The sequence below is a fragment of the Achromobacter sp. Marseille-Q0513 genome (assembly GCF_018195695.1).
In the GTDB taxonomy this organism is placed as follows: Bacteria; Pseudomonadota; Gammaproteobacteria; order Burkholderiales; family Burkholderiaceae_B; genus Achromobacter.
The window spans coordinates 1-16,648 of record NZ_JAGTJY010000137.1 but is presented as its reverse complement, the minus strand read 5'-3'; the positions used below and the strand labels follow the sequence as shown (position 1 = coordinate 16,648).

At 68.5% G+C, this 16,648-nt stretch carries 16 protein-coding genes and 1 pseudogene; 3 read left to right on the top strand and 14 right to left on the bottom strand.

What is annotated here, in order from left to right:
- Positions 1 to 19: 19 nt before the first annotated feature.
- From KDH83_RS22525 to KDH83_RS22490, 8 genes are all read right to left on the bottom strand, one after another.
- Complete coding sequence (locus tag KDH83_RS22525; protein ID WP_212320010.1) at positions 20 to 868, bottom strand: amidohydrolase family protein; 849 nt, start codon at positions 866 to 868, stop codon at positions 20 to 22.
- Positions 869 to 920: 52 nt separating this feature from the next.
- Positions 921 to 1,601, bottom strand: coding sequence for a fumarate hydratase C-terminal domain-containing protein (locus KDH83_RS22520; RefSeq protein WP_212320007.1), 681 nt, complete (start codon positions 1,599 to 1,601; stop codon positions 921 to 923).
- A complete protein-coding gene (locus KDH83_RS22515; RefSeq protein WP_212320005.1) occupies positions 1,595 to 2,530 on the bottom strand; it encodes a fumarate hydratase in 936 nt (311 codons plus the stop codon). The genes KDH83_RS22520 and KDH83_RS22515 overlap by 7 nt, the downstream gene beginning before the upstream one ends.
- A gap of 10 nt (positions 2,531 to 2,540) precedes the next feature.
- The gene (locus tag KDH83_RS22510; protein WP_212320003.1) at positions 2,541 to 4,280 is read right to left on the bottom strand and encodes an FAD-dependent oxidoreductase; all 1,740 of its coding nucleotides are present in this window, start codon (positions 4,278 to 4,280) and stop codon (positions 2,541 to 2,543) included.
- A 1-nt stretch (position 4,281) separates the two neighbouring features.
- A complete protein-coding gene (locus KDH83_RS22505) occupies positions 4,282 to 4,626 on the bottom strand; it encodes a succinate dehydrogenase (RefSeq protein WP_212320001.1) in 345 nt (114 codons plus the stop codon).
- Complete coding sequence (locus tag KDH83_RS22500; RefSeq protein ID WP_212319999.1) at positions 4,623 to 4,958, bottom strand: succinate dehydrogenase; 336 nt, start codon at positions 4,956 to 4,958, stop codon at positions 4,623 to 4,625. The genes KDH83_RS22505 and KDH83_RS22500 overlap by 4 nt, the downstream gene beginning before the upstream one ends.
- Position 4,959: 1 nt before the next feature.
- Complete coding sequence (locus KDH83_RS22495) at positions 4,960 to 5,694, bottom strand: 2Fe-2S iron-sulfur cluster-binding protein (protein ID WP_212319996.1); 735 nt, start codon at positions 5,692 to 5,694, stop codon at positions 4,960 to 4,962.
- 217 nt (positions 5,695 to 5,911) lie between these two features.
- The gene (locus tag KDH83_RS22490; RefSeq protein ID WP_212319994.1) at positions 5,912 to 6,376 is read right to left on the bottom strand and encodes an Lrp/AsnC family transcriptional regulator; all 465 of its coding nucleotides are present in this window, start codon (positions 6,374 to 6,376) and stop codon (positions 5,912 to 5,914) included.
- A 215-nt stretch (positions 6,377 to 6,591) separates the two neighbouring features.
- Here KDH83_RS22490 and KDH83_RS22485 point away from each other — a divergent pair, with 215 nt between their 5' ends.
- Together KDH83_RS22485 and KDH83_RS22480 are read left to right on the top strand one after the other, a co-directional pair.
- Positions 6,592 to 7,227: a LysE family translocator gene (locus KDH83_RS22485; protein WP_212319992.1), complete on the top strand. Its 636-nt coding sequence runs from the start codon at positions 6,592 to 6,594 to the stop codon at positions 7,225 to 7,227.
- A 51-nt stretch (positions 7,228 to 7,278) separates the two neighbouring features.
- Complete coding sequence (locus tag KDH83_RS22480; protein ID WP_212319990.1) at positions 7,279 to 8,178, top strand: EamA family transporter; 900 nt, start codon at positions 7,279 to 7,281, stop codon at positions 8,176 to 8,178.
- A 21-nt stretch (positions 8,179 to 8,199) separates the two neighbouring features.
- Here KDH83_RS22480 and KDH83_RS22475 read toward each other — a convergent pair whose 3' ends face one another.
- The 5 genes from KDH83_RS22475 to KDH83_RS22455 form a co-directional block, all read right to left on the bottom strand.
- Positions 8,200 to 9,192, bottom strand: coding sequence for a tripartite tricarboxylate transporter substrate binding protein (locus KDH83_RS22475; protein ID WP_212319988.1), 993 nt, complete (start codon positions 9,190 to 9,192; stop codon positions 8,200 to 8,202).
- A gap of 157 nt (positions 9,193 to 9,349) precedes the next feature.
- On the bottom strand, positions 9,350 to 10,135 hold the full coding sequence (otnI, locus tag KDH83_RS22470; RefSeq protein ID WP_212319986.1) for a 2-oxo-tetronate isomerase: 786 nt from the start codon (positions 10,133 to 10,135) through the stop codon (positions 9,350 to 9,352).
- Positions 10,136 to 10,221: 86 nt separating this feature from the next.
- Positions 10,222 to 12,333, bottom strand: a complete 2,112-nt coding sequence (locus tag KDH83_RS22465; RefSeq protein WP_212319984.1) for a TonB-dependent receptor — start codon at positions 12,331 to 12,333, stop codon at positions 10,222 to 10,224.
- A 139-nt stretch (positions 12,334 to 12,472) separates the two neighbouring features.
- Complete coding sequence (locus KDH83_RS22460) at positions 12,473 to 13,558, bottom strand: M14 family metallopeptidase (RefSeq protein WP_212319982.1); 1,086 nt, start codon at positions 13,556 to 13,558, stop codon at positions 12,473 to 12,475.
- Positions 13,558 to 14,889: an MFS transporter gene (locus KDH83_RS22455; protein ID WP_212319979.1), complete on the bottom strand. Its 1,332-nt coding sequence runs from the start codon at positions 14,887 to 14,889 to the stop codon at positions 13,558 to 13,560. Before KDH83_RS22455 ends, KDH83_RS22460 begins: the two co-directional genes overlap by 1 nt.
- A 167-nt stretch (positions 14,890 to 15,056) precedes the next feature.
- Between KDH83_RS22455 and KDH83_RS22450 the strand changes: the two genes are divergently transcribed.
- Entirely contained in the window at positions 15,057 to 15,965 is a 909-nt protein-coding gene (locus tag KDH83_RS22450; protein ID WP_212319977.1) for a LysR substrate-binding domain-containing protein, read from the top strand.
- Between the two features lie 164 nt (positions 15,966 to 16,129).
- Here the strand turns inward: KDH83_RS22450 and KDH83_RS22445 are convergent.
- Positions 16,130 to 16,648: pseudogene (locus KDH83_RS22445) on the bottom strand (hydantoinase/oxoprolinase family protein); the annotation flags it as partial.

The window sequence follows — 16,648 nt, the reverse complement described above, 5'->3', positions numbered from 1 at the left end:
ACACGGGGTGGGCAACAGTCTATGGGTTCCGCGCCGGGATGCCCAGCAGCCTGCACGCGTTGCCGCCCATTATCTTCCTCAGGTTCTCTTGCTTGATCGGCAGGCTTTCGAACCACGACTTGTATTCCCGCACCGGACAGAACGGGAAGGAGCTGGCGTAGAGCATCCGGTCCGACAGGAAACCGTCGGCCGCCTTCACGTATTCCTCCCAGCCCGGCATGCGCGAGAAGTACATATCGGGCGACAGCCACAGGTTCTGGCGCCGGAAGCCCAGGTGCAGGATCTCGTTGACCCAGGGCCAGCCGCCATGCGCGACCACCACGTTCAGGTTCGGAAAATCGGCCAGCACCCGGTCGGTGCGGATCGGGTCCGAATAGCTCAGGTCGGGCCCGGCCGTGCCGCCCACCATCATGATGACGGGCACGCCCACGTCCTCGCAGTGGCCATAGATCGGATACAGCCGCCGGTCGTCGGCATGCATCGGCACGGGGTAGGAGCCCGGCTCGATATTGATCAGCTTGAAGCCGTCCGCCAACGCCTGGTCGATGGTCCGGCAGGCCTGCCGGCGGTCGGTCGGGTCGATCGAGGCCGCGCCGATGAAGCGGCCCGGATGCGCGGCCACGATCTGGCGCACGTCCTCGTTCGGCACGCTGCCCAGCACGCCGGCCAATCGGCCCACGACCACGCCGGCGTCGACGCCGGCGGCCTCCATTTCCCCAAGCAGCAGGTCCATGGACTGCTGCTGCGCGGCCGGCGAAGGCGTGAAGCCCACGGTGCGCGTGAAGCCGTCGCGCCGCTCGCCGGCCGAGTACATCAGCGTATTCAGGAAGCCGCCTACGGGCGGCCTCAAGCGGAAATCGATGATCATTCGCGTGTCTTCCCTATCCATGTGTTGACGGCCTGGCGCTAGCGGGCAGCCGCTACATCACTTCGTCCTTGCGGTCGTCGGTTTCGCCGTAGCGATGCAGCGCGGGCGGCTTCAGCCCGGCGTAGAGCCGTTCGATGCCCGCGTTGATCGTCTCGGCGTGCTGCGCGAACAGGGAGTTCCCTTCCAGATCGCTTTCCACGATGAAGGGGCCGAAGTTCTCGACATCGAACAGCCACATCGCCTGCGCGATGCCCAGCTCGTCCAGCCAGTGCACCTCGCGCACGCGCTTGATGCCGCGCCCCAGCAGCGCGCCGGTGCCATAACCCACCGTCGTCAGATAGATCGCGCCGCCGGGCGCCAGCACCCGCTTGTAGTCGTCCGCCGGCATGCCGCCCTTGCCGATCAGGATGCGGCAGCCGGTTTCCTCCAGCCAGCGCGGAATCCACTTGGAAAAGCGGAACGAGGCCGTGGCCGTGACGGCGCCGACCCGGTAGCCGCCCTGCCCGTCCGGCGCGGCGGCTGGCGAGCAGTGGAAGTTCACGTTGCTGAGCGCGCGCAGGTCCACCGGCGGCGCCAGCCCTTCGTCCAGCACCTTCTTGTAGACGCCCTCGCGCGCCGTGTAGACCAGGCCGTTCAGGTACACGGCCGAACCCAGCTCCAGCCGGGCGATGTCCTCGGTCCGGGCCGGCAGGTCCAGGTGGAAGACCTTGATGTCATCGTCCTTGCTTACCATTCGACCGTCTCCCGGCGCAGATAGGGGGTGAACCATTGCGGATCGGTTCGATATTCGATGCGGCCGTCGGCGTGGATGCGCGCGGTGGCGCGGCGCGACGACAGGCAGAACGTATGCAGGCTGATCGGCATGCCGCCGGTATGCGTGTAGCCGCATTCGATATGGCAATCGACCACCATGCCCGAGCCGACGAAACCCATCGCGCCCATGCCGATGGCATTGCCCAGCTTCATCAGTTCCAGCTCCAGCTCGGCGACCCTGGGATCCGGATTGCGGTCGCCCACGGTGCGCAGGCAGGCGGCCTGCTTGCCCAGCTGCATGCAGGTGTCCTTGGAGCCGCCCAGGCCGATGCCGACGATGGCTGGCTGACAGGCCAGGCCGCGCTTGCCGAAGGCGATCAGCGTGTCCAGCACGAAGCGCTTGATGCCGTCGATGCCGTCGCCCGGAAACAGCATGCGGTAGTCGGTGCCGAACAGCCCGCCCTTGTGCACGGTGGTGATGTCGATCCAGTCGGCGTCGGGCTCGAAGGACCACTCCACCTCGGGCGCGTTCAGGCCCACGTTGTTGTTGTGATCGGTGCGCCAGAGCGGATGGACGCGATTGGGCCGCAGCGGGATCGACACCGTGCCTTCGGCGGTGGCGTGGCGCAGCGCGCGCTCGACGGCGACGAAGCCCGACTCGACCGAGGCATTGTTGCCGACCTTCACGTAGTAGCGCGGCAGGCCCGTGTCCGCGCACATGGGACGGCGATCCTGGTCCGCCGCCTCCCAGTTCTCGACCATGGCGTGGATCACGAAGCGCGGCAGCTTGCCGGTCTCGGTCTTGCGCAGCTCCAGGATGCCCTGTTTGTAGTCGTCCGGGATCTCGATCGCCGCGCGGCGCATGATCTCCAGCGCGGCCTCCTCGATCTTGTTTATCGGTATCTGCATGGTGCGCGCCTTATGCCTGGGGAGTGCCGGCTTCGCCGTCGATCAGCGACTGGCCGGGTTGAACGATGTCGAAGGAAACCGGAACCATGTCCAGCCGCAGGTCGCCGCCCGGCGCGCTGACGCGCGTGTAGCGGCTGGCGTGCAGATCGCCCGGTTCCGGGAAGTCCTCGCGGAAGTGCGCGCCGCGGCTGTTCTCGCGCGCCAGCGCCGACACGGTGATGACCTTGGAGATATCGACCAGGCTTTCCAGGTTGAGCCAGTCGTGCCAGGTCAGGTTGTAGCGGCGGTCGCCATCGGCCACGCCGATGCCGCGCAGCGCGGCATGGTGGGCCGCCACGGCCTCCAGGCCGCGCTCCATCGCGGCGCGCTGGCGCAGCACGCCGACGTCGTCCCACATGGTCCGCGCCAGCTGGTCGCGCAATTCATGGATGCGGCCGGCCGGTTTCGAAAAGGGATACTCCGCGCGCTCGATGCCGCGCGCGATGGCGCGCGGATCCGGATCGCGCCAGCGGCCGTTCGCGGCCACGTGCGCGGCCATCGAATCGCCGGCGATGCCGCCGAACACGGTGGAATTCGCCACGCCATTGCCGCCGAGCCGGTTGGCGCCATGCACGCCGCCGCAGTCCTCGCCCGCCGCGTACAGCCCCGGCGACGCGGTCGAGCCGTCGACGTTGAACTCCACGCCGCCCATCAGATAGTGCGCGGTCGGCACCACCTCGACCTTGCCGCCCGCCAGGTCGAAGCCGCAGTCCTTGCAGCGGTTGACCATGCCGGGGAAGGTCTTGGCGACTTTCTCCGGACCCAGGTGGCTCATCTGGATGTACACGCCGCCCATGGGGCCGGTGCGCCCGGCGCGCATTTCCGCGTAGATGCCCCGGCTGACCACGTCGCGCGTGGCGCGCTCGCCGCGCTTGTCGTAGCGGGCCATGAAGCGCTCGCCGTCGCCATTGAGCAGATAGCCGCCGGCGCCGCGCAGTCCTTCCTCCAGCACCGTGCCCGTCATGCGGGTGTCGGGGCCGCCCAGCAGGCCCGTCGGATGGAACTGCACCATCTCCATGTCGCGCAGCGACAGGCCGTAGCGCAGCGCCATGGCCAGGCCGTCGCAGGTCTTGTCGCCGGACGGCGTGTGATAGCGATACATCGTCGGCCCGGCGCCCGTGGCCAGCAGCACGGCCTTGGCCTGGATCAGCCGGTAGCCGCCCGTGCGCATGTCGATGAACAGCACGCCGGCGATGCCCGAGCCATCGGCGGCGGGAATCAGCTCGATGGCGCGGTGCTCCTCCAGTTCTTCGACATCCACCGCACGCACCTGCTCCATCAGCCGGTTGATGATTTCGATGCCGGTCAGGTCGGCCTTGTGCACGGTGCGGTCGAAGCTCTGGCCGGCGAAGGCCTTGGAATGCAGCGAGCCGTCGGGATTGCGGTCGAAGAAGCAGCCGATCTCGTTCTCCAGCTCGCGCACGCGCTCGACCGCGCCCTCGACCAGGCGCCAGGCCAGGTCCTGCCGTGGCAGCCACTTGCCGCCCTCGATGGTGTCCATGAAATGCCGCTCCACCGAATCGCCGGCGGACAGCGCGACGTTGTAGCCGCCCTGGACCATGCGGGTACAGCCGCACTTGCCCAGCAGCCCTTTCACCGTCACGGTCACGCGCAGGTCCGGGTTCGCCTTCTTCGCGTGCAGCGCCGCGAACAGGCCGGCGCCGCCGGTGCCCAGTATCAGGATGTCGGTCTTGTGTTGTTCGATCTGCATCTCAGATGACTCCAGCGATGAACACCAGGCCGACCGCCATCGACACGGCGAAGCCCCAGCCAATCCAGCCGTTGCGGGCATTGCGCGTCGAACGCCAGGGCAGCAGTTCCAGCGCCAGCAGGCGCAGGCCGAAGCACAGGTGCAGCGCCAGCAGCAGGACCAGCCCCCATTCGCCGACCTTCATCGCCGGCATGTCGGACAGCTTCAGGAAACGGTCGAAACGGGCCTCGTCCAGCGCCATGCCCAGCACGTAGAAATGCACCGGCAGGAACAGCGCCAGCGCCAGGCCGGACAGGCGATGGCCCAGGAAGGCCCAGTACGCCTGATGATTGCGGGCGGACTTCATTGCAGCAGCCCTCCCACGGCGGCCACCGCGCGCATGCCCAGGAACAGGATCGTCACGCCGAAGGCCAGCCCGATACAGGAGGCCGCGCGCCGGCCCAGCCGCAGCCATTCGACCAGGATGTTGCGCAGGCCAATGGGCACGTGGATGGCGACGCAGGCCACGAACAGCCCGTAGAACAGGATCCAGGCCCAGCTGCCCTGCGTGCGCGACAGCACGGCGCCGGCGCTCAGGCCGCTGCGCACGGCGTAGATGATGAGTCCCAGGTGCACGAGAACGAAAGGCGCCATGGCCATCGCCGTCAGGCGCTGGAGCGCGAACAGGCGGGCCTCCATGTCAGCCCCCCTTGAGCAGGTTGATCAGCGAGCTGCGCTTCAGGCCGGCGATGCTGCCGGTTGGGCTGAGATCGACCGGACAGTGCTTCATGCAGCTGCCCTGCGTGTGACAGGAATTGCAGCCGCTGCCCGAGGTCGCCTGGCGCAGCACGTCCTTGGGATCGGCATGGCGTTCGTCGTTGAACAGCGTCCAGGCGCGGTTCAGCGCCGCCGGACCGAGATACTCCGGGTCCCAGGACACCACGTCGCAGGCCGCGTAGCACACGCCGCAGTTGATGCATTCGATGGCGGCGTCGGCCTGCTTGCGCTTCTTGCTCTGCGGCGACACCATCGCCGGCGGATCGTGGCGCGTGGCCGTGCCGATGAAGGTATTGCCGGCGCGCTTCCATTTCTGGAAGAACTCGCGCATGTCGACCACCAGGTCCTTGATGCGCGGCATGTTGCGCAGCGGCTCGATGACGATCACGCCGTCTTCCTCGACCCGGCTCACGTGCGTGCGACAGGTCCAGCGCGGCTTGCCATTGACGGTCATCGCACAGGAACCGCACACGCCCACGCGACAGGCGTAGCGATAGGAAAGGCTCGGCTCCTGCGTGCGCTGGACTTCGGTGACCACGTCCAGCACGGTCTGGTTGTCGCGCCACGGCACCGAATAGACCGTGAATTCGCCGTCACCGGTGCCGCGTGAAATGCGGACGGTTAGCTGTCGCGGCGTCGTGTTTTTTTCGCTGTCCATGTCTGCCCCAAGGCGGCGGTGAGCCATGGGAAGATTCTAGGAATCGCGAATTGATGAATCAATATTAATTATGTTGATATTTTTTGAATATAAAGCGCGCCCGCCAGAGACGGGAACGCCGGGCGGCCGCCCCCTATCGCGGCGAATCGCTCAAGCAAGTGCAGTCGAAAACACCCACGTCCGCCATCGCGCGCCGCCTGTCCGGGCGCGCGGCGCCTCAGATATCCATCGGCACCGCCAGGCCGTGCTTGACGCGGTTCATCACCACCAGCGTCGAGAAGCGCTTCACATTGGGATCGCCCCAGAAGTGCTTCTGCGCGAAGGACTCGTACTCCAGCATGTCGCGCATGGTCAGCGTCAGCACGAAGTCCACCTCGCCCGTGACCGACATGCACTGCATGACTTCCTGCGCCTCGGTCATGGCGCGCTTGAACTTGCCAAGCTTGTCGGCGCGCTCGCTCTCCAGCGACACCAGCACCACCATCATGATGCCGCGCCCCACGGCGGCCGGATCGACCACCGAGACGTCGGCGGCGACCACGCCGGCCTCGCGCAGCCGCTTCATGCGGCGCAGGCAGGACACGGGCGACAGGTTCACGCGTTCGGCCACTTCCTGGCTGGTGCGCTGGTTGTCTTCCTGCATGCTTTGCAGGATGAGGCGGTCAAAATCGTCGAGTTCCATGGCGGTGTGAGGCGGGGCGAATGCGGACGCGGATGCAGGCCGGCGAGCCTGTGCGACGATTCTAATCGTGCCAGCCGCCTACGTCGCGCCTGCTGCCCTGACTTTCGACGGAAAACTCCATTTCTGCCCTGTGTAGCGCAGAAAAAAATCAGCCGCCTTGCTTACACTGTGATTCTTGCCGCCCGCACGCCGCGGGCCCGCCGCGCCAGAATCCCATGCCCTCGCTTCAGTTGTTCCTGCTGTTCCTTGCCGCCGACGCGGCGCTCAAGCTCACGCCCGGGCCCGACATGGCGCTGACCCTGTCCCGCGGCATGACCCAGGGCTTCCGCCCGGCCTTTCTGAGCGTGCTGGGCAATGTGGCGGCCGGTTTCGTTCAAGTACCGGCAGTGGTGCTGGGCCTGGCCTCGGTGCTGCAAGCCTCGCCCCGGCTGTTCCTGGGCGTGAAGGCGGCCGGCGGCCTGTACCTGGCTTACCTGGGCATCAAGGCCATCCTGCGCTGCGCGCGCGACGCCGAGGTCTCGCTCACGGCGCGGCCCGGCGATGCCCGCGACGCGTTCTGGCAGGGCTTCGTGACCAACCTGCTCAATCCCAAGGTGCTGCTGTTCATGATCGCCTTCCTGCCGCAGTTCACCTCGCCCGAGCAGGGACCGGTCTGGACGCAGATGCTGGTGCTGGGCGTCACCATGAAGATCCTGAGCCTGCCCTACGGCAGCTGCTTCGCCTACGGCGCCTCGCGCATCCGCGGCTGGGTGGGGCGCAACGCCTGGTTCCTGCGCGCGCAACAGGGACTGCTGGGCGCCATCATGCTGGGCCTGGCGCTTTATGTGCTTTACTCCACGGCCGCGCCCTGAGCCCCCGACTCCCCGTCACCCGCGCCCGGCCCCTACCCGCTACACGCAATCATGAGCACCGCTACCCTGAACACCGGAGGCGACACCTCCTCCACGCTGGTTCCCGTCCTGTCGCTGATGGCGGCGATGGCGTCCCTGTGCATCGGCACCTCGTTCGCCAAATCGCTGTTCCCGATGGTGGGCGCGCAGGGCACGACGGCCTATCGCATCGTGATCGGCGCGCTGATCCTGCTGGCCATCTGGCGTCCGTGGCGCTTTCCGCTGAGCCGCGCCAACGCGCTGAAGATCGCGCTGTACGGCGTCACGCTGGCCTGCCTGAACCTGATGTTCTACATGGCGCTGCGCACGCTGCCGCTGGGCATCGCCATCGCCATCGAGTTCACCGGGCCGCTGGCGCTGGCGGTGTTCTCGTCGCGCCGCGCCATCGATTTCCTGTGGATCGCCTGCGCGGCGGCCGGCCTGCTGCTGCTGATCCCGACCGGCCAATCGGTGCACGACCTGGATCCCGTCGGGTTGGCCTATGCGCTGGGCGCGGCGGTGCTGTGGGCGCTGTACATCATCTTCGGCAAGCGCGCCGGAAACATCCACGGCGGCCAGGCGACCTCGCTGGGCCTGACGGCGGCGGCCCTGGTGGCGCTGCCGGTGGGCGCCGCCCATGCCGGCACGGCGCTGCTGGATCCGTCGCTGATCCTGGCCGGCATCGCGGTGGGCGTGCTGTCCAGCGCGCTGCCGTATTCGCTGGAGATGGTGGCGCTCAAGCGCCTGCCGAACAAGACCTTCGGCGTGCTGCTCAGCATGGAGCCAGCCATGGGCGCGCTGGCCGGCGTGGTGGTGCTGAACGAACAGCTGTCGGGCAGCCAGTGGCTGGCCATCGGCGGCATCGTGATCGCGTCGGCGGGCTGCGCCGCCACCGCCAGGCGCCGGGCGCCGCCGGCCCCCGCGCCGGACTGAGGCGCGGACGGCAGGCCCGTATCAATCGGCGGTGATGCCCTTGCTCCGGATCACCGCGCCCCAGCGCTCGTACTCCTGCCGCGCATAGGCGCTGAACGCTTCCGGCGTGCTGCCGGTCGGTTCCATGCCTTGCAGCTTCAACTGCTTGACCACCTCGGGCGCGCGCAGCGCCTGTTCGATCGCCTGGCTCAGCTTCCGAACCACCGGCTCGGGCGTGCCGGCTGGCGCCACCACGCCCTGCCAGGCGGCGGCCTCGAAGGCGGGACCGCCGGCCTGCACGAAGGTCGGCACGTCGGGTAACTGGTCCGAGCGCCGCGCCGCCGGCACGGCGATGGGGCGCAGCTTGCCGCCCTGGATCAGCGGCCGCGCGGCGGCCAGGTCGGCCATCATCAAGGGCACCACGCCCGAGGCCACGTCCTGCAAGGCAGGCGGCGTGCCCTTGTAGGGTATGGCGGTGGCCTTGCCCTTCACCGTTTCCAGGAACAGCTCCATCGCCAGATGGTGCGGGCTGCCCACGCCCAGCGAAGCGTAGCTGGGCGCCTTGTCGCTCTTCAGGTAGGCGATGACGTCGGCCAGCGTATGCAGGTTCGAGTCCGGCGACACCACCAGCACGATGGGCAGGTCCACCAGCGTGGACACCGGCGCCAGGTTCTTCTGCGGGTCGTAGGGCAGCTTGCGGTAGAGCCAGGGATTCAGGGCCAGCGTGCTCATGCCGGCCGTCATCAGCGTGTAGCCGTCGGGCGCGGCGCGCGCGGTTTCCTGGGCGGCGACGATGGTGGCCGCGCCGGGACGGTTCTCGACCACCACCGGCTGGCCCAGCGCGTCGGCCACGTGCCGGGCCACGATGCGCGTGGCGATGTCGCTGCCGCCGCCGGCGCTGAAGGGCACCAGCCAGCGGATCGGATGATCGGGAAATTCGGCCGCCGACGCGGGCCGGACGGCGGCCACGGATGCCGCCAGGGCAGCGGCCAGCAAGGCCGCGCGCGGCAGGCGGCGGAAAATGCCTGTGAACATGGGGACTGTCTCCTTATCCCTTTTTACGGCCTGCTTGGACCGTATTTAATTAACATATTAATTATATTGGCACGCCACGGCCGGGCAGCGCAAGCGCGCGCCAACCGTCTCGCGATCACGCACGGGCTCGAATGTCCGGGGTCCCGGTCCGGCGCGCTCACGCGCGCGCGGCGGCCAGCCAGCCCAGGCCATCCGACGTGGCGCCGGCCGGCCGGTACTCGCAGCCGATCCAGCCGCGATAGTCCAGCTCGCGCAGCAGCGCATAGATCCAGGAATAGTTCAGTTCACCCTGGTCGGGCTCGTGCCGCAGCGGCACGCCGGCGATCTGCAGATGCCCGACGCGGCCGGTGGGCAGATAACGCCGCAGCTTGGCGCTGACGTCGCCCTCGACGATCTGGCAGTGGTACAGGTCCATCTGCACCTTGAGGTTGGGCGCGTTGACCGCCTCGACCACGGCATGGGCCTCGTCCTGGCGATTGAGGATGTAGCCGGGAATGTCGCGGGTATTGATGGGCTCGATCAGCAGCGTGACCCCGCAGGCGCGCGCCTGCGTCGCGGCCCAGGCCAGGTTCTCTTGGTAGCAATCCAGCAGCGCGGCGCGTGGCGCGCCGTCGGGCGCCAGCCCGGCCATCACGTGCACCTGCGGGCAGGCCAGCGCGTCGGCATAGGACAGCGCCTGCTCCAGGCCGGCGCGGAACTCGTCTTGCCGGCCGGGCAAGGCGGCCAGGCCTCGGTCGCCGCGCGCCGCGACGCCGACCGGGGTGTTGATCAGCACCTGGCGCAGCCCCGCCGCGTCCAGGCGCTCGCGCACGAAGGCCGCAGGCGCTTCATACGGCGACATGCATTCCACGCCGTCAAAACCATCGGCGGCGGCCGCCGCATAACGGTCCAGGAACGCATGTTCCGTGTACATCATGGACAGGTTGGCGGCGAACTTCAGCATGGCGGGCTCCTGCGCTGCGTGGCGCCGCCCGATGGCGGCACCACGCGAACATAGCACAGGGCCGCCGCCCCGCCGTCCTGCCGCGACTAGTACGTCATGCGCACGCCCAGCAGCACGCTGCGGCCCGGCAACGGCGCCACCGAGGAGATGAACGAGGCATGGTTGTACGCCAGCCGGTTCAGCAGGTTGGTGCCGCGCAGGTAGACCTCGTAGCCGGTCGAGCCGTAATTGCCGCGATAGGCCACGACGGCGTTGACCAGGTTGTAGCCCGGCGTGCTGTTCTCGTAGGCGGCGATGTCCTTCTGCGAGAACACGCGCGCGTATTCGACGCCGGCCGACCACTGCTGCCATTTGAAGTTGCCGCGCAGGCCGGCGCGCGCCGCCGGGATGCGCGGCAGGTTGCCGTCGCCGCCGGTCAGCTTGCCGCGCACGTAGTCGCCGAAGACGGCGGCCGAGAACACGGGCGTGAACTGATGCCGCAGCTCGCCTTCCACGCCGGTGAACTCGGCGTCGCGCTGGGTGTACTCGATCAGGCGGAAGTCCTCGTAGCGGTCCAGCGTGTTGGCGTAGATGTAGTTCTTCACGCGGTTGTGGAACACGCTGGCGCTGAAGGTGGTCGCGCCCGAGTGCTTGCGCAGCGTCAGGTCGATGTTGTGCGAGGTCTCGCGGCCCAGGCCGGCGTTGCCGATCTCATAGGTGTTGGTGGCCAGGTGCACGCCCTTGGCGTAAAGCTCCTGCGCGGTCGGCAGGCGCTGCGAGCGCGACAGCGACAGTGCCACCGAATACTCCGGCGCGAAGTTCCAGATGGCCGCCGCCGACAGCGAGGTGCCCGACAGGCTGCTGCGCGGCGCGCCGCCCTGGGGCGAGACCTTCTGCCAGTCCTGGCGCGCGCCCAGCTCGAAGCGCCAGTCGGCCAGCTTGTATTCCTCCAGCAGGAAGATGCCATTGGCGCGCGTCTTGCTGCGCGGCAGGAAGGCTTCCTCGCCGTCCGCGCGGAAATCGCTGTAGGACGTCTGCATGCCCACCACGCCGCGCCAGCCGGCGATGGTCTTGTGCTGCGCCTCCAGGCGCAGGTCGTAGCCACGGTTCTTGAAGGTGGTGCCGACCTCGCCGCCCTCGATCTCCTGGTGCTGGTAGTCGGTCAAGCCGCCGCGCAGGCGGATTTTCTCGATGCCGGCGAAGGGATCCAGGTATTCGGCGCGCAGGTCCGTGCGATTGCTGCGCAGCTTCACATAGGGCACGCCGCCGCCATGGTCATGATCGTGGTCGTGCCCTGCCTCGTCGCCATCGCCATGATCATGGTCGTGGCCGCCGCAATGCAGGTGCGTGCCATGCGGATGGCAGCCTTCGTATTCGTGATTGTGTCCAGGCAGGCCGTACTTGCTTTCCAGGTGCGTGAAGGCCAGGCCGATGTAGCCGCGCGGCGTGATCCAGGACATGCCCACCGTGCCTTGCGTGGATTCGCTGTACGAGCCGTCCAGCTTGCTGCTGGACCAGTCCGGCACGCGGTAGTCGCCGCTGCGGCGCTTCATGCCTTCCACGCGCACGGCGAAATTGCCTTCGCCGGCGGTAATGCCGATGGCGCCCGCGCGTTCCTTGGTGCCGGTCGCGCCACGGATCTCGGCCTCGGCGGCGATGCCCTTCTCGGGGACTTCGGTGGGGATTTTCTTGTCGATCACATTGACCACGCCGCCGATGGCGCCGCCGCCGTACAGCAGCGCCGCCGGGCCGCGCAGCACCTCGATGCGCTCGGCCAGCAGCGGCTCGGTGGTCACGGCATGATCGGGCGAGATGGCCGAGGCGTCCATCAGCTCGGAGCCGTCGGACAGCGCCTTCACGCGCGGCGCGGTCTGGCCGCGGATCACCGGACGGCTGGCGCCGCCGCCGAAGGTATCGCTATGCACGCCCGGCAGGCCATCGAGCGTGTCACCCAGCGTGCCGCCGCGCTTCTCGACCAATGCATCGCCTTCCAGCACGGAGGCCGGCTGCGTGGTGCTGTTCAGGTCCAGCCCCAGCGGATTGGCCGAGACCGTGACCGGCGCCAGCGTGGCGGCGGCGTCCGCCGGGCCGGCCGCTTGCTGGGCCTGCGCGGTGGCGCCGGAGGCGGCGAGCAGCGCCCACGCCAGCGGCCGCAATCCCGTCCTGGCCGCGCCGGCGCGGCGGGTGGAGCGCCGCGATCCCTCTTTCTTTCCCTGCATCTCGGTTCCTATGGATGTTATATCATTACAAACAAACACCAGATGATATAACATTACAAAAACAGCAAATAGCAAGGTCACGAAAAAAAAGCGCGGCCCCGTCGCCGGAGCCGCGCCTTCCCGGATCAGGTCCGGACTGTCAGTCGCCTTGCAGGCCGCACAGCGCCTGCAGCACCGCCACCCGGCTCTGTCCCAGCACCATGCCGTGCCAATCGGCGTCGCCGCAATAGAAGGCATCCAGCGTGGCCTTCAGGATGGCGCGGCGCGCGTCCTCGCCCGCTTCAGGATGCGCGCGCAGCCAGTTGCGGCCGCGCAGCGCCTGCACCACGTCGGCAAAAGGCTGGGTGCCGAATTCCAGCGCCATCAGCGTCGGCGTGGATGCCGGGCAGGCGTCGTAGATGACGCTGGCCAGCTGGCCGGTGATGTCCACCGAGGCCGAGCTGCCCTGGTAAGGCACGGCGATATCCGCGCCGTACCAGTGCCGCGCCCGCGCCACTTCGGCCTCGTCGCGCCGGCCGGCGTAGATCTTCTCGCCGTGGCCGCGCGGCCCCAGCCCCGTATGCACGTCGATCCAGCCGATGCTGGAAAAATCGGCGGCATGTTCCTTCAGGATGCGCCGCATGTTCAGCAGCGAGGCCGCCGGGCGATCGCCGCCATAGAACAGACCGTCGGCATGCGTGTACTGCCCGCGCGAGACGGCCTGGGCGTAGGCGGCCAGGCCGTGCTCGGCGATGTAGCGCTCCTGCTCGCGCCGGTTGGCCTCATTGGGCGGCCAGGACTCGGGCAGCAGCAGCGGATGCAGCGCGCCGTAGCCGGGGTTCTCGGGCAAGGGGCGGCCGTCGAAGGGCTGGGCATTGCGGTTCAGGTCGACGTTGCCCTCGTCGGTGCGCGCGATCCACGAGAAGCCATAGGGATTGACGGCGTGCACCAGCAGCAGCGCCACGCCGGCCTCGCGCGCGCGCGCCAGCATCGGCGCGTCGTCCAGCAGGGCCAGCTGGCAACCGGAGCCACAGAAGCCCTCGGCGCCGTGCGTGGCGGACGTCATGATCAGCAGCCGTTCGGCCTTTGCGTCGCCGATCAGCGCCACGTCGGTGGACAAGGCCTCGTCCTGGGCGCCGCGCGCCTCGATCGGATACGAGGCCGTGCGCGCGGCCACGGCCTTGGCGGCGGCAAGAAAGCGCTCGCGCGCCTGGGCGTAGCTGTCGGAAAAATAGCGGGACTGCATCATGCCTCCTGATTGTCGATGTCATGCCCGGTGCGGTCCTGGATCCAGAACAGCACCACGGTGGAAAGCGTCACGGTGACCATCAAGTACCAGGCCGGCGCCATCGGATTGCGGGTGACGTGCAGCAGCCAGGTGACGAAGAACTGCGCGAAACCGCCGAACACCGAGATGCCCAGCCCGTACACCACCGACATGCCGGTGGTGCGCACCGCCTTGGGAAAGAGTTCGGGCAGCATGGTGATGACCGGCGCGGTCTGCAGCGCCAACAATATCGCAAGCAAGGCGATCACGGTCATCAGCCGCGCGCTGCTCGGCGCCGACACCAGCCATTGGAAGCACGGCAACAGCGCGGCCACGGTGGCGGCGCGCGCCCAGAAAATCACGCGCTTGCGTCCCACGCGGTCGGCCAGCAGGCCGACGAAGGGCGCGGCCACGAAACCGATGGCGCCCAGCACCACGCTGGCGGACAGCGTGGACGTGGCCGGCAGGCCCAGCTCCTTGTTGGCGTAGGCAGGCATGTAGAAGCCGATGATCTGGGCGCAGACCATGCCGCCGATGACCAGCAGGATGCCCTTGGCCACCGCGCCCTTGTGCCCGGCCAGCACCCGCCGCAGCGGCTGGTGGTCGGAGCGGGCGTGCGCCGCGCCCGACGCGGGCTGGGGCTCCAGCGTCTCTTCCAGGTTGCGGCGGATATAGGCGCCCACCGGCACGGTCAGGATGCCGATCACGAAGGGCACGCGCCAGCCCCAGTCCTTCATCTGCTCGGGCGTGAGCGCGGCGGTCAGCAGCGCCACCACCAGCGCGCCCAGCATCACGCCCAGCGACTGGCTGCCGAACTGCCAGCTGGAATAGAAGCCGCGCCGCGACGGCGGCGCGTGTTCGACCAGCAGCGTGGTGGACGCGCCGACCTCGCCGCCGGCCGCGAAGCCCTGGATCAGGCGCGCCAGCACCATGATCACCGGCCCGGCGATGCCCATCTGCGCATAGGTGGGCGCCAGCGCGATCAGGCCACAGCCCAGGCCCATCAGCCACAGCGTCAGCGTCATGGCGGCGCGCCGGCCGTGGCGGTCGGCATAGGAACCGATCAGCATGCCGCCGACCGGCCGCATCAGGAAGCCCACGCCGAAGGTGGCCGTGGTGAGCAGCAACTGCCCGTAGCCCGAGGCGGCCGGGAAGAACAGCGGCCCGATCACCAGCATCAGGAAGGTGAAGACGGTGAAGTCGAAGAACTCCAGCGCGTTGCCGATGGTGGTGCCGGCAATGACGCGCCGGCGCATGGAAGGCGTGTACAGCCCCGGCTGGCCGGAAGCGGCCGCGACGGCGATAGACATGGTTTCCCCTTGATGTCCGTTAGGCTCGCGGCGCCCGGCCGGTGATCCCGGTTCCGTATCCGCTGCGATGGCCATGAATATACGGATGGCGGACGATAAGGAAAAGATAGTATTTTCGTTCCAGTGAAAGCTTTTCCTGATACCCCCCGCATTCCGGAAGTCCGCCCATGAACCTGCGCCAGCTGCGCACCTTCGTCCTCATCGCCGAACACGGCAGCATCCGCGCCGCCGCCCGCGCCCTGCACCTGACCCAGCCGGCGGCCACGCGCAACCTGCGCGAGCTGGAGCAAAGCCTGGACGCCGAGCTGGTGCGCCGCAGCGCCAAGGGCGTGGAGCTGACCGCCTACGGCCAGGCGCTGTACAAACGCGCCGTGCTGATCCTGCAGGAAACGCGCCGCGCCCAGGAAGAGATCGGCCAGATGAAGGACGGCGCCGGCGGTTCGCTGCACCTGGCTGTCAGCTCGTCGGCGCTGACCGTGCTGCCGGGCGCGCTCAGGGAATTCCGCCAGCGCATGCCGCGCGTGTCCGTTTCCTTCAACGAAGTCGCGCCGCCCCACAGCCACGAGCTGCTCGACTCCGGCCATTACGACCTGCTGGTCCAGACCGAATACGGCGGCCAGATCGACGACGGTTTCACCCGCGCCACGCTCTACGACCTGCCGCTGGCGGTGGGTGCGCGCGTCGGCCACCCGCTGCGCCGCGCGCGCAGCCTGGCCGAGCTGCACAACGCGCTCTGGCTGGTGCCGGGCAACATCGAGTCGCCGTCCAACCTGCTGCGCCTGGCCTATGCCGCCCATGGCCTGCCGCCGCCCAGCGATGTGATCCCCTGCCAGTCCATCGCCGTGGGCCTGGCCCTGATCGCCGAAAGCGACGCGCTGGGCATCTTCGTGCGCGACCTGTTCGAGCATCAACTGCTGCCGCGCCCCTTGCGCATGGTGCCGCTGGACCACGCGCTGCCCGCCGCGCGCGTGTGCATCGTGACGCGCGCCGATTCACCGCCCACGCCGGCGGCGCAGTGCTTCATGGACTGTCTGCACGCGGCGCGCGACGAGCGCGGCCGCAAGACTGGCGGCTGAAAACAACGCCGACCGGACTGACGCCAAGACGCTGCGTCACGCAAGCCCGCGCGGACGGACAAAAAAGAACCGGCGGCGCTCGCGCGCCGCCGGCCTGAAAAACCGAAGGCTGTCCGGCAACAGCCTCGGCACTGCAATCGTCCGATGCCGAAGCCCCGCCCTGTTCAGCCGGCGCGGCCGGCGATCTCGCCCACCACCCGCACCCGCGCCCGGACGGCGTTGCCCGGCAGGTAGGCCAGCGGAATGTCCTCCTGCTCGATCACGGTGACGGTATCCGCGTCGGCGCCGGCGGCCACCGCGCGGCCCACGGCGATCTTGCGCGCCTGTTCCAGCAGTTCCTCGCGGCCGAGGTTGGTGAAGATCTGGTCGACCTCGCCCGACACCTGCGCGATGGCCGCGCCCACGGCGTTGGCCACCGCGTGATTGGCCACCCGCGCGACTTCCGAGAAGCCCGCCACGCGGTCGGGAATCAGCACCGAGCCGCCGCCGACCGCGATCAGCGGCACGTCGCGCGCGTCGCTCTTCATGCGGTCGCTGGCCTCGGCGATGGCTTCATGGATGCGCGCCAGCGCGCCTTTCACCGTGGCCGCGCTCAGGTGCGCCACGCGCGAGCGGTCGCCGATGTCGGCCAGGCCCGCCGCCACCGCGATGTCGGTGCAGGTCAGCTGATTGCCGCCGAACAC

What these genes read in the sequence shown, in the direction of transcription:
- KDH83_RS22525 (WP_212320010.1), bottom strand. Translation starts at nt 868, where the DNA reads ATGATCATCGATTTCCGCTTGAGGCCGCCCGTAGGCGGCTTCCTGAAT.
- KDH83_RS22520 (WP_212320007.1), bottom strand. Translation starts at nt 1,601, where the DNA reads ATGGTAAGCAAGGACGATGACATCAAGGTCTTCCACCTGGACCTGCCG.
- KDH83_RS22515 (WP_212320005.1), bottom strand. Translation starts at nt 2,530, where the DNA reads ATGCAGATACCGATAAACAAGATCGAGGAGGCCGCGCTGGAGATCATG.
- KDH83_RS22510 (WP_212320003.1), bottom strand. Translation starts at nt 4,280, where the DNA reads ATGCAGATCGAACAACACAAGACCGACATCCTGATACTGGGCACCGGC.
- KDH83_RS22505 (WP_212320001.1), bottom strand. Translation starts at nt 4,626, where the DNA reads ATGAAGTCCGCCCGCAATCATCAGGCGTACTGGGCCTTCCTGGGCCAT.
- KDH83_RS22500 (WP_212319999.1), bottom strand. Translation starts at nt 4,958, where the DNA reads ATGGAGGCCCGCCTGTTCGCGCTCCAGCGCCTGACGGCGATGGCCATG.
- KDH83_RS22495 (WP_212319996.1), bottom strand. Translation starts at nt 5,694, where the DNA reads ATGGACAGCGAAAAAAACACGACGCCGCGACAGCTAACCGTCCGCATT.
- KDH83_RS22490 (WP_212319994.1), bottom strand. Translation starts at nt 6,376, where the DNA reads ATGGAACTCGACGATTTTGACCGCCTCATCCTGCAAAGCATGCAGGAA.
- KDH83_RS22485 (WP_212319992.1), top strand. Translation starts at nt 6,592, where the DNA reads ATGCCCTCGCTTCAGTTGTTCCTGCTGTTCCTTGCCGCCGACGCGGCG.
- KDH83_RS22480 (WP_212319990.1), top strand. Translation starts at nt 7,279, where the DNA reads ATGAGCACCGCTACCCTGAACACCGGAGGCGACACCTCCTCCACGCTG.
- KDH83_RS22475 (WP_212319988.1), bottom strand. Translation starts at nt 9,192, where the DNA reads ATGTTCACAGGCATTTTCCGCCGCCTGCCGCGCGCGGCCTTGCTGGCC.
- otnI (WP_212319986.1), bottom strand. Translation starts at nt 10,135, where the DNA reads ATGCTGAAGTTCGCCGCCAACCTGTCCATGATGTACACGGAACATGCG.
- KDH83_RS22465 (WP_212319984.1), bottom strand. Translation starts at nt 12,333, where the DNA reads ATGCAGGGAAAGAAAGAGGGATCGCGGCGCTCCACCCGCCGCGCCGGC.
- KDH83_RS22460 (WP_212319982.1), bottom strand. Translation starts at nt 13,558, where the DNA reads ATGCAGTCCCGCTATTTTTCCGACAGCTACGCCCAGGCGCGCGAGCGC.
- KDH83_RS22455 (WP_212319979.1), bottom strand. Translation starts at nt 14,889, where the DNA reads ATGTCTATCGCCGTCGCGGCCGCTTCCGGCCAGCCGGGGCTGTACACG.
- KDH83_RS22450 (WP_212319977.1), top strand. Translation starts at nt 15,057, where the DNA reads ATGAACCTGCGCCAGCTGCGCACCTTCGTCCTCATCGCCGAACACGGC.